Origin of the sequence: Streptomyces sp. NPDC015032 (assembly GCF_043080425.1) — a bacterium.
GTDB lineage: Bacteria > Actinomycetota > Actinomycetes > Streptomycetales > Streptomycetaceae > Streptomyces.
Map to the genome: position 1 here is coordinate 1 of NZ_JBIBVN010000002.1, position 15,035 is coordinate 15,035.

Consider the following 15,035-nt stretch of genomic DNA (forward strand, 5'->3'; position numbering starts at 1 on the left):
TGCCGAAGCAGGCCGGGGTATCAACATATCTGGCGTTGACTTTTGGCACGCTGTTGAGTTCTCAAGGAACGGACGCTTCCTTTGTACTCACCCTCAGAACACTCTCTGGGGCTTTCCTCCGGGCTTTTCCCTTCGGTCTTGCGTTTCCGACTCTATCAGACTCTTTCGTGTCCGATTCCCGGTCGAAGCGGGGCTGCTTTCCAGTTCTTCGCTTTCGCGTTTCCCTTTCCGGCGGTTCCAACCTTACCAGACTCTTTTTCGTCCCGTTTCCGGTCCGAAATCAAATTCCGGTGGCCCTTGGAATGGCCTTGCCTTTCGGCGTTCGCTACGTTAACCGATTCTCCTGGCAACTCATAATCGAGTCGATGGGATCGAATTACGGGCATGCCAAATTCGCACCCGTCAGGGTGAATCGTAGGTAGTGGTTGGCCGCTTCGGGATGCTCGGGGCAGTCCGATGGACCGTACCGACAGTAGTACCCGTTTCAAGCGGCTCGGGCCACATTAGGCGGCGCCCAAGGGCGAGTCAAGTTGCGCGGCGGCGTGGCACATGGGCCCGGTAAGGGCTCACCGTGGAATCTCCGTCGATCCAGAAGCGCCAGGGGTGTACGGATCCGTCGCCGCCCACGCCGGTGCGTGGGCCGCTGCGTACCTGGTCGCGCGGTGGTGGGGTGCCGTGCAGTACGACGAGCTGGGCGCCGGGGTGGGCGATGGTGTCGGTCCCGTTGAGCGCGCGGTCGATGTCGAGGGCGGTAGCCAGCCGGGCCGGCCCTTTGGCCAGTTCCTTGTCATTGCGGGCCGAGATTCGACGTTTGCGAGTGAGGTCGGCGCCGACCTGGATGTCTCCGGCCCTCAGCAGTACCCCGCTCGCCCTGCCCTCGGGTCCGCACACCAGGTTGAGGCAGTGCCACATGCCGTAGGTGAAGTAGACATACGCGTGGCCGGGCGGTCCGTACATGACGCTGTTGCGTGGGGTGCGGCCTCTGAACGCGTGCGATCCGGGGTCGATCTCGCCGGCATAGGCCTCCACCTCGGTGAGGCGGAGCTCGATGGGGCCTTCGGACGTGGTGCGTACCAGGGTCCGGCCCAGGAGGTCGGGTGCGACCTCCAGTACGGGGCGGTCGAAGAATGCACGTGTCAGCGGCGTACGGTCCAGGCCCTCGATCATGGCGTTCGAGCGTACCGGGAACCGACTGCGGCCGTCGCGCGTATGTAGGGGTCAGAACCAAGGAGGAGTAAACATGGGCTTCAAGCGGCTGCTCGCGAGCATGGGTGCCGGTGGTGCTTCGGTGGAGACCGAGCTGACCGAGCTCAATGTCGTACCGGGTGGGATCGTCCAGGGTGAGGTGCGGGTCCAGGGCGGATCCGTGGATCAACAGATCGAGGGGCTCTCCGTCGGTCTGCAGGCCCGGGTCGAGGTCGAGGGCCAGGACACGGAGTCCAAGCAGGACATCGAGTTCACCAAGCTGCGGCTCGGTGGCGCTTTCGAGGTACGGGCCGGTGCCGTGCACGTCGTGCCGTTCGGGCTCGAAATTCCCTGGGAGACGCCCATCACGATGTTCGCCGGTCAGCATCTGCACGGCATGAACATCGGTGTGACCACGGAGCTGGAGATCGCGCGGGCGCTGGACTCGGGTGACCTGGACCCGATCAACGTGCATCCGCTGCCGGCTCAGCAGGCCATTCTCGACGCCTTCGGGCAGCTCGGCTTCGGCTTCCGCAGCGCGGACATGGAGCGTGGCCACATTCGTGGCACGCGTCAGCGGCTGCCGTTCTACCAGGAGATCGAGTTCTTCCCGCCGCAGCAGTACCGCGGGCTGAACCAGGTGGAGCTGACGTTCATCGCGGACGACCGCGAGATGGACGTCGTCCTGGAGATGGACAAGAAGTCGGGGCTCTTCAGTGAGGGCAGCGACTCGTACCGCTCGTTCAAGGTCGGGCTGAACGACTTCCACGGGACCGACTGGGCGGCATACCTCAATCAGTGGCTCGCCCAGGTCGGCGGCCGGCGCAACTGGCTCTAGGGTCGGTGGGAGACCTGCCGACAGCAGTACAGCGATCAGAAGAGGTGCTGACGTGACCGAGCGGAAAAGGGCGCCGCTGCCGCACGACTTCCATCCCGAGGTGCCGTCGTTCACGGTGGTGAGCGAGGACCTCGCCCCCGGGGCGGTACTGGCGGACGCCCAGGTGTTCGCGGCCGGGAACACCTCGCCGCAGTTGCGGTGGGAGGGATTCCCGGACCGGACCGGGAGCTTCGCCGTGACCTGTTTCGATCCCGACGCTCCGACGGGCAGCGGATTCTGGCACTGGGTGGTCTTCGACATCCCGGCGTCCGTCACGGAGCTGCCGGCCGGCGCGGGGAGCGGGACGTTCGAAGGGCTGCCCGCCGGTGCCGTGCACGTCCGTAACGACTACGGGTCGAAGGACTTCGGCGGTGCCGCTCCGCCGGCCGGAGAGAACCACCGCTATGTCTTCACCGTGTACGCGGTGGACGGCGAGAAGCTCGGGGTCGGCAGCGATGTGTCGCCCGCGGTCGTCGGATTCAATCTGCGGTTCCACACGCTGGCCCGTGCTCAGCTGATCGGCGAGTACACGGGTCCCGTCCAGTAGCCGGTGTGCCGAGAGTTCGCCTGCCGTTTGCCCTGCCCTGGTCTTGGAGAGACCAGGGCAGGGCATTTTTTATTGCGTTGTCCATCACGGCCTGCCCGGCCAGAGTTGATCCGGGCCTGCCAGCGGGCGGGCGCCACACGGGAGGTGGGCGAGATGCGGGACACGCTGGTACTGAACGCGAGCTTCGAGCCGCTGTCGACGGTGACGCTGAACCGTGCGGTGGTGCTGATTCTGCAGGACAAGGCCGTCGTCGAGCAGTCGCACCCCGATCTCCGTATGCGTGGCGCCGCCGTGGACATCCCGGTACCCCGGGTGATCAGGCTCTGCAGGTACGTACGGGTGCCGTTCCGAAGACAGGCCCCGTGGTCCAGAAGGGGCGTGCTGATACGGGACCAGCACCGGTGCGCGTACTGCGGGCGGCGGGCGAGCACCGTCGACCATGTGGTGCCGCGTGCCCAGGGCGGTCAGGACACCTGGCTCAACACGGTGGCGTCCTGTGCCGAGGACAATCACCGCAAGGCGGCCCGGACGCCGGAGCAGGCGGGGATGCCGCTGCTGCGGCAGCCGTTCGTGCCGTCTCCGGCGGAGGCGATGCTGCTGGCGCTGGGGGCCGGCGAGCGGTCGGCACTGCCGGAGTGGCTGGACCGCACCGCGGCGTAGTCGCACTACGCGTGGTGTCGTACTCCGAAGCCCGTCCCCTCATGGGGGCGGGCTTCCATGTGTCAGCGGAGCAGCAGCTGGACGATGGCGACCGTGCCGACCGCGACGACGAGGACGCGCAGGACGGCGGGGCTGAGGCGGCGGCCGACCTTGGCGCCGATCTGACCGCCGAGTGCGGAGCCGACCGCGATCAGTACGACGGCCGTCCAGTCGAAGTCCGCGACGAAGAGGAAGAAGAGCGCGGCGATGCTGTTGACGACGGCGGCCAGGACGTTCTTGACGGCGTTGAGGCGCTGCATCGTGTCGTCGAGCAGCATGCCCATCAGGGAGAGGTAGATGATCCCCTGGGCGGCGGTGAAGTAGCCGCCGTAGACACTGGCGAGCATCAGTCCCACGAAGAGGAGCGGGCCGCCGTCGGAGCGGGCGGGAGTGCCGTTGTGCTCGCGTCGGCGCCGGACCGCTTTGCTGAGGCGGGGTTGCAGGATGACCAGGACGAGGGCCAGGGCCACCAGGATCGGCACGATCGTCTCGAAGGCCGTGGAGGGCAGGGTCAGCAGGAGGGTCGCGCCGGTGAGCCCGCCGATCAGGGCACCGAGGGCGAGCTTGAGGACGCGGCGGCCCTGCCCTGTGAGTTCCTGGCGATAGCCGATGGCTCCGCTGATCGAGCCGGGAATCAGGCCGAGGGCGTTGGAGACAGTGGCGGTGACCGGGGGCAGGCCGGTGGCGAGCAGTACGGGGAAGGTGATCAGCGTTCCCGATCCGACGATCGCGTTGATCGTCCCGGCGCTGACGCCCGCTGCGAAGACGGCGAGTATCTCCCAGGTGGTCATGGCGAAGCCCCCGTGCGTGATCGGTGGTTGGTGCACTGATCATGCACGAGGGCGTGTACGCGTCAGTCGACCGGGGGCTGTTCCCGGCGTTCCTTGCCGGTGTCGAATCCGGGGGCGCCGTTGCCGAGGTTGCCGAAGGCTCCGCTGAGACCCTTGAGGGCGTCGCCGATCTCGCTGGGCACGATCCAGAGCTTGTTGGCATCGCCCTCGGCGATCTTCGGGAGCATCTGGAGGTACTGGTACGAGAGAAGCTTCTGGTCCGGGTCGCCGGCGTGGATGGACTCGAAGACCGTACGGATGGCCTGGGCCTCGCCCTCGGCGCGCAGGGCCGATGCCTTGGCCTCACCTTCGGCTCGCAGGATCGCGGACTGCTTCTCGCCCTCGGCGGTGAGGATCGCGGACTGCCGGGTTCCTTCGGCCTGGAGGATCGCGGCGCGCTTGTCGCGGTCGGCACGCATCTGCTTCTCCATCGAGTCCTGGATGGAGGTGGGCGGTTCGATCGCCTTCAGCTCGACGCGGTTGACGCGGATGCCCCACTTGCCGGTCGCCTCGTCGAGGACTCCGCGGAGGGCGGCGTTGATGTCCTCGCGGGAGGTCAGGGTCCGCTCCAGGTCCATGCCGCCGATGATGTTGCGGAGGGTGGTGACGGTGAGCTGCTCGATCGCCTGGATGTAGCTGGCGACTTCGTAGGTCGCGGCCCTCGCGTCGGTCACCTGGTAGTAGATGACCGTGTCGATGTTGACGACCAGGTTGTCCTGGGTGATCACCGGCTGGGGCGGGAACGGCACGACCTGTTCACGGAGGTCGATGCGGTTCCTGATCGTGTCGATGAACGGAACGACGATGTTCAGGCCTGCGTTGAGCGTGCGGGTGTAGCGGCCGAAGCGCTCCACGATGGCGGCGCTGGCCTGCGGGATGACCTGGATCGTCTTGATCAGGGCGATGAAGACGAGCACCACCAGAATGATCAGGACGATGATGATCGGTTGCATCGTGTTCCTCGTTGCCCTTCGGTTGCCGACTGATCGCGATGATCGAGGTCGAGATCGCGGGAGGGGCCGTATGCCTGAACGGCCCCGTTCTCATGATGATCGACTTCGAGTCTGACAGAACGTGCTCTGTTATGTGGGTGGTTCGGTCACATGACGACTGCTGTGGCACCGTCGATCTCGACGACGTCGACCTGTTGGCCCGGGTCGAAGCTCTGGTCCCCGTCGAATGCGCGGGCCGACCAGATCTCTCCGGCCAGCTTGATCCGGCCGCCGCTGCCGTCGACCCGTTCCAGGACGACGGCCTGACGGCCTTTCAGCGCGTCGATACCGGTGGCGAGTTGGGGCCGGTCGGCACGGTGTCTGGCGGCGAGCGGCCGGACCACGGCGATGAGCGCCACGGAGACCACGACGAATACCAGTACTTGGGCCACGATGTCACCGCCGAGTGCCGCGACGACCGCCGCGGCGACCGCTCCGACGGCGAACATTCCGAACTCGGGCATCGCGGTCAGGACGAGCGGGATGCCCAGTCCCGCAGCGCCGATCAGCCACCACACCCACGCGTCGATGTCCACGTGTTCATGGTAGGACCGCCGGTGCCCTCGCGGACAGGGCGCAAGCGGGCGTCGTGCCCGACAGGTTCCGGCCAGGCCGACTCTCCGAGTTCCCGCATTCCCGAGTTCTACGGGTTTTGGTGTTCTCGGTGCTCTTGGTGTGTTTGGTGCTCTTGGTGTGCTCGGTGCTCTGCGAGTTCTGGGAGTTCTACGAGAGCGGGAGTCCGTGGGCCGTGTAGCGGTCGCCGGTGTGCTCGACGACGAGCGGCAGGCCGAAGCAGAGGGAGAGGTTGCGGGAGCTGAGCTCGGTCTCCATGGGGCCCGCGGCGAGCACCTTGCCCTGGCGGATCATCAGGACGTGGGTGAAGCCGGGAGCGATCTCCTCGACATGGTGGGTGACCATGATCATGGAGGGGGCGTACGGGTCGCGGGCCAGTCGGCCGAGGCGGCGGACCAGGTCCTCGCGGCCTCCGAGGTCGAGTCCCGCGGCGGGCTCGTCGAGGAGCAGCAGTTCGGGGTCGGTCATCATGGCGCGGGCGATCAGGGTGCGCTTGCGCTCGCCCTCGGACAGGGTGCCGAACTTGCGGTCGAGGTACTCGGTCATGCCGAGGCGGTCGAGGAAGGCGCGGGCGCGCTCCTCGTCGACGGCTTCGTAGTTCTCGTGCCAGGTGGCGGTCATGCCGTACGCGGCGGTGAGTACCGTCTGCAGCACGGTCTGGCGCCTGGGCAGCTTCTCGGCCATGGCGACGCCCGCGATGCCGATGCGGGGGCGGAGATCGAAGACATCGGTACCGACGCCGCCGAGTTGCTCGCCGAGGATCCTGGCGGTGCCGGTGCTCGGGAAGACGTAGCTGGACGCGATGTTGAGGAGGGTGGTCTTGCCGGCGCCGTTCGGGCCGAGGATGACCCAGCGCTCCCCCTCCTTGACCTGCCAGGAGACGTCGTCCACCAGAGCGTGTCCGTCGCGGACCACGGATACGTCCACCAGATCCAGTACATCGCTCATGGCGCGTTGTCTCCCCATGCAGTGTTGAGATCGTCGCGTGCCTGTGGGCACAGCTCCCAGGAAAATCTACGCCACCGCAGGAATGCTTCAGGCGCTGGGCCCGTGTGAGGACAGGCCCCCGGTCCGTTCCCTAGGCTGTTCCCATGCTTTCGGAACCACGCTCAGGGCTGCTGGCCGCTTGGGGAAACGCGCTTCTGGCGGGACTTGTGTCGCCGGACGACGCGGCGCTCGCGATTGTCGGGGAGGACGCGGTCCACCGCGTGGAGGGGCTGCCGGGTGAGGCGGAGCCGGTGGGGCTCACGCTGGCGCTCGGGCGGCTGCGGGGTCTGGGGGTGACCGGTTTCCGGGTCGCGCTGCCTGCGCCCGGGCACCCGTTGGGGCTGAGCGGTCCGCCGGAGTTCAATGCGCGGGCGCTGGAGGCCGAGGAGGCGGTGATCGCGTTCGGTGCGCCGTACGGGCTGGTTCCCGAGGTCCGTGAGGTGGGGCCGGAGGGGGATCTGCACGTCGAGGTGGTGTGGCGTTGTCTGCCGGTACGGGAGGCGCCGCCGGCCGATGTGCCGTCGCTGGGCGAGGCGGAGCGGGAGCTCGCCGAGGCGTTGCGGGACGCGACGGCGGTGCTGTCGCGGTTGGATGTGGCCGGTTCCGGGCCGGTGGCGGAGGCGGCGGTGGATGCCTACCGGGCGCGGGCGGAGCGGGGGCGCGAGGTACTGGCTCCGGGATATCCGCCGCGGGCGGTGCGGGTGCTGGAGCTGGCGCAGCGGGTCGGGCTGCTGATCTCGGTGGCGCACGAGAACGGACACGGCGGTGCGGTGAGCGCGTCGGAGATCGCGGCTCGAGGGGAGGCGCTGAGGCCGGTGGAGCGGGTGGCTCGACGGGCGCAGGTTGCCGCGTACAACGCGTATGTGGAGGAGAGGGAACGGGAGAGGTAGGCCGGGCGGGTTCCCCTGCCCGGGTGCCGTCCTGCGTCCTGGTTCGAGAGATGCTCCGCTACGGTGCCGGTCAGCCCGCCGCCCCGTGCCGGACGGCCCAGAGGGCCGCCTGGGTCCGGTCCGAGAGATCCAGCTTCATCAGGATGTTCGAGACATGCGTCTTGACGGTCTTCTCGGAGAGGACCAGCGCTCGCGCGATCTCGCGGTTGGAGCGACCGTCGGCGATCAGGCCGAGCACTTCCCGCTCCCGCTCGGTGAGAGTGCTCCCCCGGCCCGTACCGCTGCTCCCGTCGTCCTGGGCGAGCAGGGCTCCCGCGACCTCCGGCTGGAGCAGGACGTGGCCCGCGTACACCGAGCGGATGGCGCCGGCCAGGGCGTCCGGGTCGACGTCCTTGTATACGTAACCGGAAGCTCCGGCCCGTAGCGCGGGGACCACGGTGCGCTGTTCGGTGAAGCTGGTGACGATGAGGACCTTGGCCGGGTTCTCCAGCTCGCGGAGCTTGCGCAGGGCCTCGATCCCGTCCGTGCCGGGCATCTTGATGTCCATCAGGACGACATCGGGGCGGAGTTCCTCGGTCCTGCCCACCCCTTCCGCACCGTCGGACGCCTCACCGACCACTTCTATGTCGTCCTGCACCTCCAGGAACGTACGCAGACCGCGGCGGACCACTTGGTGGTCGTCGACCAGCAGCACCCTGATGATCTTGTCAGCCACCGGGTACCTCCATCTCGATCGTGGTGCCCTTGCCGGGCGCCGATTCAACGGTGAGCCTGCCGCCGACCCCGCTCGCGCGATCCCGCATCGACACCAGGCCCAGGTGACGGCCTGCCTGCCGGATCGCCGTGGGTTCGAAGCCGCTGCCGTCGTCGGTGATGCGCAGCCGTGTGCCGCTGCCGTGCCGGGCCAGCGTGACGCCGACGTGCCCGGCGCCCGAGTGGCGCAGTGCGTTGTGCAGGGCCTCCTGGGAGACCCGGAGCAGCGCTTCCTCCTGGGCGGCGGGCAGGGCCCGTACGCCCAGGCTCTCGAAGGTGACCCGGGCGGAGTGGGCGCGGTCCAGAACCTGGATCTGGGTGCGGAGGGTGGCGATGAGACCGTCCTCGTCGAGCGCGGCCGGCCGCAGTTCGACGACGGCGGCGCGCAGCTCCTCCACGGCTTCCGCGGCGAGCGCGGCGACCTGGTGGAGCTCCCCCTTGGCGCGGGCCGGGTCGCGGTCGATCAGTGCGGTGGCGGCCTGGGCCGTCAGCCGCAGCGAGAACAGCTTCTGACTGACCGCGTCGTGCAGTTCATGGGCGAGCCGGGAGCGTTCCTCGGCGATGGTGAGCTCCCGGCTGCGTTCGTACAGCCGGGCGTTGGTGAGGGCGATCGCCGCGTGCTGGGCGAGGATCGACAGCAGTTCCTCGTCCTCGGCGGTGAAACCGCAGCTGCCCTCGGGTTTGGGGCAGCGCTTGTTGGCGAGGAAGAGGGCGCCGATGGTCTCGTCGCCGTCCCGGATGGGCAGACCGAGGAAGTCGGACATGTCGGGGTGGGCGAGGGGCCAGCCCTCGAAGCGGGGGTCCTTGCGGACATCGGCCAGGCGCTCGGGCTTCGTCTCGTGGAGCATCGCGGCGAGAATGCCGTGCTGCCGGGGCAGGGGGCCGATGGCCTTCCACTGCTCGTCGCTGACGCCGTCGACGACGAACTGGGCGAAGCCGCCGTGGTCGTCGGGCACACCCAGGGCGGCGTACTCGGCGTCCAGCAGTTCGCGGGCCGAGGCGACGATCGTCTTCAGGACGTCGCGTACTTCGAGATGCCGGCTCATGGCGAGCAGCGCGGCACTCACCGCTGCGAAGCCCGACGGTGGGCGATGGCTCATGGCCTCACCGTACCGGCGGGGTACGGGTGCCGTATCGGCCTGTGGACGGCTGCTGGATAGGGCGCAGGGACTAGGGCCTCTCGTACGCCTGCGCCGCCGTATGCCCGCACCGCCGATTCGCCGCACGCGTACACCGGTGCCCCCGGCATGAGTTCGGAGGCGTCCATCCGCCGGATCCAGAACCGGAGCCTCACACTCCGAATTGCTTGAGCAACCGTCGGTGAGTTTGTTACCCGGTCGATGTGAGGCCGGGCATAGGACGCACATCACTTACGAAGCCTGCTAGTGGATACATAAGCTCCAGATCAGTAGGCATGAGCGCGGGCCGCCACGTTCGAGCGGGGCCGTGATCCACTACCCGGGATCGTACGTCACACCTTTGCCACGCCATTTTGCTGCCGCTAAGAATTGCACTCGTCCGCGACGGAGATGCGAAAACACCGCCTCCCGTCTTCGTCCTCCGTGAGGACTCCCGCTATTCGAAGAGGTACGTCTGCATGTCCGTGTCCAGCATCCCCGGCCGCTGTCGTCGTCTGAACAAGGCCCAGAAGCTCTCCGTCGCGGGAATCTCCGCCGTCGCCGTCGCCTCCCTCTCGTTCTCGCTCGTCCCCGCCAATGCCGAAGGCAATCCCGAGGCCGCGGCCCCTGTGTCCGCCGCCCCCGTGGTCCTCGCGTCGGCCGCCGGTACTCCGCAGGCCAAGGCGCTGCAGGCCAGCCTCATCGAGCAGCACTCCACCGCCGAGAACCTGGTGAAGGCCGCAGACCTCGCGCGGGCCCAGCAGGCCGCCGCGGTCGAGGCGAAGGCACAGGCCGCCGCGAAGGCCAAGGCCGCCGCCGAGGCCAAGGTCAAGGCGCAGGCCGAGGCGCAGGCCCGGGCGAAGGCCGTCGCCGAGCAGCGCGCCGGCACGCAGGCCGCCAGCCGTTCCGCAGTCCGTACCCCGGTCTACGCCAACAACCTGGACGGCTGGATCAGGGAGGCCCTGGACATCATGAAGGCGAACGGCATTCCCGGCTCGTACAACGGTCTGCACCGCAACATCATGCGGGAGTCCACCGGTAACCCGAACGCGGTCAACGGCTGGGACATCAACGCCAAGAACGGCACCCCGTCCTGCGGCCTGCTGCAGGTCATCCGGCCGACGTTCAACGCGTACCACGTCCCCGGCACCTCGTCGAACATCTACGACCCGGTCGCCAACATCACCGCTGCGGCCAACTACGCCGCCGACCGCTACGGCTCGATCGACAACGTCAACAGCGCGTACTGATCGGCTCCGGGCGTCCTCGGACGGCCCGCGGATCCGCATCCGCACACGCCGAAGGGCGGCACCCCTCGCGGGGTGCCGCCCTTCGGCGTTCCGTGCCGGTGGCCGCGCCTACTTGCGCATGACCTCCGGCTCGTGGCGGCGCAGCAGCCGCGCGACTGCGAAACCGCAGACGATGCCGAGGAACAGCAGCACCGAGATGTTGATCCCCCACTGGCTCGCCGAGTGCTCCCACAGCGGGTCCAGGTCGGTCGGGTTCTTCGGGTCCCACGGCGCCATGAGGTGCGAGAGGTCGAGCGTCGTGCCCACACCGGCGATGGCCCAGCGGGACGGCATCAGCCAGGCGAACTGCTCCAGGCCGGGCGACCCGTACACCTGGAAGAGGATGCCGGTGAAGACGATCTGGACGATCGCGAACATGACCAGCAGCGGCATCGTCTTCTCGGAGGTCTTCACCAGCGAGGAGATGACCAGGCCGAACATCATCGAGGTGAAACCGAGCACGATGATCGTCAGGCAGAGCTCGACGGCCGGCGGCATGATCAGGCCCTCTGCCGGCAGCTCACGGGTGGCGAATCCGATGCCGCAGATGATGACGCCCTGGAAGGCCGTGATCACGCCGAGGACGATCACCTTGGACATCAGATAGGCGGAACGGGAGAGGCCGGTGGCCCGTTCCCGTTCGTAGATGACGCGTTCCTTGATCAGTTCTCGTACGGAGTTGGCCGCACCGGAGAGGCACATGCCGACCGCGAGGATCAGCATGATCGTTCCGGCGGGGCTGTTGAACCGGGACGGCGGCTGCGGCGGGGCCAGGCCGAAGTTGGCCGGGATGACCACGCTGACCGCGCCGAGCACGGCGGGCAGGATCACCATCAGGCCCATGAAGCCCTTGTCGGACGCGATCACCGAGAGGTAGCGGCGCATCAGTGTGAACAGCTGAGCTGTCCAGCTCTGCGGCTTCGGCGGTCGCACCTGCTGGGGAGACGGCAGGTGCACGGAGTGCGCGGCGACGGCATCGATGTCCGCCGCGGACATCTGGTAGTGCTGCGAACCGCGCCAGCGGCCCGCCCAGTCGTAGTCGCGGTAGTTCTCGAACGCGGAGAAGACATCGGCCCACGTGGTGTAGCCGAAGAAGTTGAGCGCTTCCTCCGGCGGGCCGAAGTAGGCGACGGAGCCACCCGGCGCCATGACGAGCAGCTTGTCGCAGATCGCCAGCTCGGCCACGGAGTGGGTGACGACGAGGACCGTACGGCCGTCGTCGGCCAGGCCGCGCAGCAGCTGCATGACATCGCGGTCCATGCCCGGGTCGAGGCCGGAGGTCGGCTCGTCCAGGAAGATCAGCGACGGCTTGGTGAGCAGCTCCAGGGCCACGGAGACGCGCTTGCGCTGGCCGCCGGAGAGCGAGGTGACCTTCTTGTCCTTGTGGATGTCGAGCTTGAGCTCGGTGAGGACTTCGAGGATCCGGGCCTGGCGCTCGGTCTCGGTGGTGTCCGCGGGGAAGCGGAGCTTGGCCGCGTACTTGAGGGCTTTGGTGACGGTGAGTTCCTTGTGCAGGATGTCGTCCTGCGGGACCAGACCGATGCGCTGGCGCAGTTCGGCAAACTGCTTGTACAGGTTCCGGTTGTCGTAGAGGACATCGCCCTCATTGGCGGGCCGGTAGCCGGTGAGCGCCTTGAGCAGGGTGGACTTGCCGGAGCCGGACGGGCCGATGACCGCGACGAGCGACTTCTCCGGGACGCCGAAGGAGACGTCCTTGAGGATCTGCTTCCCGCGGTCGACCGTCACCGTGAGGTGGCGGGCGGAGAAGGAGACCTCACCGGTGTCGACGAACTCTTCCAGCCGGTCCCCGACCAGGCGGAAGGTCGAGTGACCGACGCCGACGATGTCGTTCGGGCCGATGAGCGCGGAGCCGGACTTGGAGAGCGGCTGGCCGTTGACGTAGGTGCCGTTGTGGGACCCGAGGTCACGGATCTCGAAGCGGCCGTCGGGCGTCGCGTGGAATTCGGCGTGGTGGCGCGAGACCTGGAGGTCGGAGACGATCAGGTCGTTCTCCAGCGCACGGCCGATGCGCATGACGCGGCCGAGGGCCAGCTGGTGGAACGTGGTCGGGCTGCGGTCGCTGTACACCGGCGGGGCCCCCGCGGCACCGTCGGCCCGGCCCGCGCCGGGCTTTTCGGCCATGACCTGCTGATGCGGGGCTTGGGGTTGCTGGGGCTCCTGGGCCTGCGCGGACTGCTGCTGCGGCTGGGGGGCCTGCTGCCGGCCCTGTTGCGGAGCGGGGTCGGCCGGCTGCGGGCCGGGGGGCTGCTGCGCAGCCGCGCCCTGCCCGCTGTACGCATCGGCCCCCGCAGCGGCGCCGATGCTCAGCCGCGGTCCGTCAGTGGCATTGCCCAGGTGCACGGCGGAGCCGGGCCCTATTTCCAGCTGGTGGATTCTCCGGCCCTGCACATAGGTGCCGTTGGTGCTGCCGTGGTCCTCGATGAACCAATTCCGGCCCCCCCAGCTGATCGTGGCATGCCGCCACGACACCCGGGCGTCGTCGATCGTCAGGTCGCCCTGCGGATCACGCCCCAGGGTGTACGACCTGGACGGATCGAGCGTCCAGGTCCTGCCATTCAATTCCAGTACGAGTTCCGGCACTCCGCGCCCCACTTGTTGTCCCCCGAGTTACCCCCATCGCAGGGGGTCTAGGGATGCTGAACATCGTGGCGAACTATTCCAGGAGCGGTCCCCGATACGAAAGTCGGGCGGGGCGAAGGCCCCGCCGAGACCTGCGGTGTTGCACCGTCGGCCCGGGAGGAGCCGGCACGGAGACCGGCACGGAGACCGGCAGGCGCGCGCGCATGCTCATGGCCCATGAGCAACCGGATCAATCCAGGGTGTCGGTCTCGTGTGCGGCCGCCCGGATCCGTCCACGATCACCCACCGTGCCGACGCACGCCCCGTCCGTCATCGCATGGTGTTCCTGACGGACGCGAGCGGGGCGGCGAGTGGGAGGCAGGCGGGCGACGCGCTGTCCGGTCCTCGGGACGGACCTCCGATGCCTTGGAGCGGACCGATACGGTGGGAACACCATGAGCGCACCTCAGCCACCTCAGCCTTCCCCGTCTCCTGAGTTCCCTGAGTCCCGTCAGGGCACGGACACACCCACCCTTCTCGTGAAGATCTTCGGGAAGGACCGCCCCGGAATCACCGCCGGGCTCTTCGACACCCTCGCCGCCTACTCGGTCGATGTCGTCGACATCGAGCAGGTCGTCACCCGTGGCCGCATCGTCCTGTGCGCGCTGGTCACCGCCCCGACCGCGGGCGGCACCACCGAGGGCGACCTGCGGGCGACCGTGCACAGCTGGGCCGATTCACTGAAACTGCAGGCCGAGATCATCTCCGGTACGGGTGACAACCGCCCGCGTGGCTACGGACGTTCCCATGTGACGGTGCTCGGGCACCCGCTGACCGCGGAGTCGACCGCCGCCATAGCGGCCAGGATCACTTCGACCGGCGGGAACATCGACCGGATCTTCCGGCTCGCGAAATACCCGGTCACAGCGGTCGAGTTCGCGGTCTCCGGCACCGGGACCGAGGAGTTGCGGACGGCACTGGCGACGGAGTCCGCGGGGATCGGTGTCGACGTCGCGGTCGTATCGGCCGGACTGAGCCGCCGGGCGCAGCGGCTGGTCGTCATGGACGTCGACTCGACGCTCATCCAGGACGAGGTCATCGAGCTCTTCGCCGCCCATGCCGGCTGCGAGGGCAAGGTCGCCGAGGTGACCGAGCAGGCGATGCGCGGCGAACTCGACTTCGAGCAGTCGCTGCACGCACGAGTGGCGCTGCTGGCGGGGCTCGATGTGTCGGTGGTGGACAAGGTGCGCACCGAGGTGAGGCTGACGCCGGGGGCCCGCACCCTGATCCGTACGCTGAAGCGGCTCGGCTACCAAGTCGGCGTGGTTTCCGGCGGGTTCACCCAGGTCACCGACGATCTGAAGGAGCGGCTCGGGCTGGACTTCGCCTCTGCCAACACCTTGGAAGTGGTCGACGGAAAGCTCACCGGCAGGGTCGTCGGCGACATCGTCGACCGGGCCGGCAAGGCCCGGCTGCTGCGCAGTTTCGCCGAGCAGGCCGGGGTGCCGCTGGCGCAGACCGTCGCGATCGGCGACGGTGCGAACGACCTCGACATGCTGAACACAGCCGGGCTCGGGGTGGCCTTCAACGCCAAGCCGGTGGTCCGCGAGGCCGCACACACCGCGGTGAACGTGCCGTTCCTGGACACCGTGCTGTATCTGCTCGGCATCACGCGCGAGGAGGTCGAGGCCGCCGACGGTCTCGTCGACTGACGC

General features: G+C 68.2%; 14 protein-coding genes. 6 read left to right on the forward strand and 8 right to left on the reverse strand.

The window, feature by feature from the left end:
• Positions 1 to 525: 525 nt before the first annotated feature.
• Positions 526 to 1,167, reverse strand: coding sequence for a DNA-3-methyladenine glycosylase (locus tag ACF08M_RS02885; protein ID WP_392183456.1), 642 nt, complete (start codon positions 1,165 to 1,167; stop codon positions 526 to 528).
• Between the two features lie 73 nt (positions 1,168 to 1,240).
• On the opposite strand from ACF08M_RS02885, the gene ACF08M_RS02890 reads away from it, so the two are divergent.
• From ACF08M_RS02890 to ACF08M_RS02900, 3 genes are all read left to right on the forward strand, one after another.
• Positions 1,241 to 2,023, forward strand: coding sequence for a sporulation protein (locus ACF08M_RS02890; protein WP_392183457.1), 783 nt, complete (start codon positions 1,241 to 1,243; stop codon positions 2,021 to 2,023).
• Positions 2,024 to 2,075: 52 nt separating this feature from the next.
• Positions 2,076 to 2,609: a YbhB/YbcL family Raf kinase inhibitor-like protein gene (locus ACF08M_RS02895; protein WP_392183458.1), complete on the forward strand. Its 534-nt coding sequence runs from the start codon at positions 2,076 to 2,078 to the stop codon at positions 2,607 to 2,609.
• A 153-nt stretch (positions 2,610 to 2,762) separates the two neighbouring features.
• The gene (locus ACF08M_RS02900; protein ID WP_093895792.1) at positions 2,763 to 3,269 is read left to right on the forward strand and encodes an HNH endonuclease; all 507 of its coding nucleotides are present in this window, start codon (positions 2,763 to 2,765) and stop codon (positions 3,267 to 3,269) included.
• 62 nt (positions 3,270 to 3,331) lie between these two features.
• Here the strand turns inward: ACF08M_RS02900 and ACF08M_RS02905 are convergent, their stop codons facing one another.
• The 4 genes from ACF08M_RS02905 to ACF08M_RS02920 all read right to left on the reverse strand — a co-directional run bounded on the left by ACF08M_RS02905 (position 3,332) and on the right by ACF08M_RS02920 (position 6,651).
• A complete protein-coding gene (locus ACF08M_RS02905) occupies positions 3,332 to 4,099 on the reverse strand; it encodes a sulfite exporter TauE/SafE family protein (protein ID WP_392183459.1) in 768 nt (255 codons plus the stop codon).
• Positions 4,100 to 4,161: 62 nt separating this feature from the next.
• Positions 4,162 to 5,091 carry an SPFH domain-containing protein gene (locus ACF08M_RS02910; protein ID WP_392183460.1) on the reverse strand — a complete coding sequence of 310 codons (930 nt, stop codon included), beginning with the start codon at positions 5,089 to 5,091 and terminating at the stop codon, positions 4,162 to 4,164.
• Positions 5,092 to 5,237: 146 nt separating this feature from the next.
• Positions 5,238 to 5,666 (reverse strand): NfeD family protein, encoded by a 429-nt coding sequence (locus ACF08M_RS02915; RefSeq protein WP_392183461.1) that lies wholly within the window; start codon positions 5,664 to 5,666, stop codon positions 5,238 to 5,240.
• A 187-nt stretch (positions 5,667 to 5,853) separates the two neighbouring features.
• The gene (locus tag ACF08M_RS02920; RefSeq protein WP_392183462.1) at positions 5,854 to 6,651 is read right to left on the reverse strand and encodes an ABC transporter ATP-binding protein; all 798 of its coding nucleotides are present in this window, start codon (positions 6,649 to 6,651) and stop codon (positions 5,854 to 5,856) included.
• Positions 6,652 to 6,794: 143 nt separating this feature from the next.
• Between ACF08M_RS02920 and ACF08M_RS02925 the strand changes: the two genes are divergently transcribed.
• Entirely contained in the window at positions 6,795 to 7,580 is a 786-nt protein-coding gene (locus ACF08M_RS02925) for a hypothetical protein (protein ID WP_392183463.1), read from the forward strand.
• Positions 7,581 to 7,650: 70 nt separating this feature from the next.
• Here ACF08M_RS02925 and ACF08M_RS02930 read toward each other — a convergent pair whose 3' ends face one another.
• On the reverse strand, positions 7,651 to 8,295 hold the full coding sequence (locus ACF08M_RS02930) for a response regulator (RefSeq protein WP_392183464.1): 645 nt from the start codon (positions 8,293 to 8,295) through the stop codon (positions 7,651 to 7,653).
• Positions 8,288 to 9,433, reverse strand: coding sequence for a GAF domain-containing sensor histidine kinase (locus ACF08M_RS02935; RefSeq protein WP_392183465.1), 1,146 nt, complete (start codon positions 9,431 to 9,433; stop codon positions 8,288 to 8,290). The genes ACF08M_RS02930 and ACF08M_RS02935 overlap by 8 nt, the downstream gene beginning before the upstream one ends.
• A 497-nt stretch (positions 9,434 to 9,930) precedes the next feature.
• Here ACF08M_RS02935 and ACF08M_RS02940 point away from each other — a divergent pair, with 497 nt between their 5' ends.
• A complete protein-coding gene (locus ACF08M_RS02940; protein WP_392183466.1) occupies positions 9,931 to 10,701 on the forward strand; it encodes a transglycosylase SLT domain-containing protein in 771 nt (256 codons plus the stop codon).
• Positions 10,702 to 10,809: 108 nt separating this feature from the next.
• Here ACF08M_RS02940 and ACF08M_RS02945 read toward each other — a convergent pair whose 3' ends face one another.
• A complete protein-coding gene (locus ACF08M_RS02945) occupies positions 10,810 to 13,353 on the reverse strand; it encodes an FHA domain-containing protein (RefSeq protein ID WP_392183467.1) in 2,544 nt (847 codons plus the stop codon).
• A gap of 422 nt (positions 13,354 to 13,775) precedes the next feature.
• Here ACF08M_RS02945 and serB point away from each other — a divergent pair, with 422 nt between their 5' ends.
• On the forward strand, positions 13,776 to 15,032 hold the full coding sequence (serB, locus tag ACF08M_RS02950; protein WP_392183468.1) for a phosphoserine phosphatase SerB: 1,257 nt from the start codon (positions 13,776 to 13,778) through the stop codon (positions 15,030 to 15,032).
• Positions 15,033 to 15,035 lie beyond the last annotated feature (3 nt).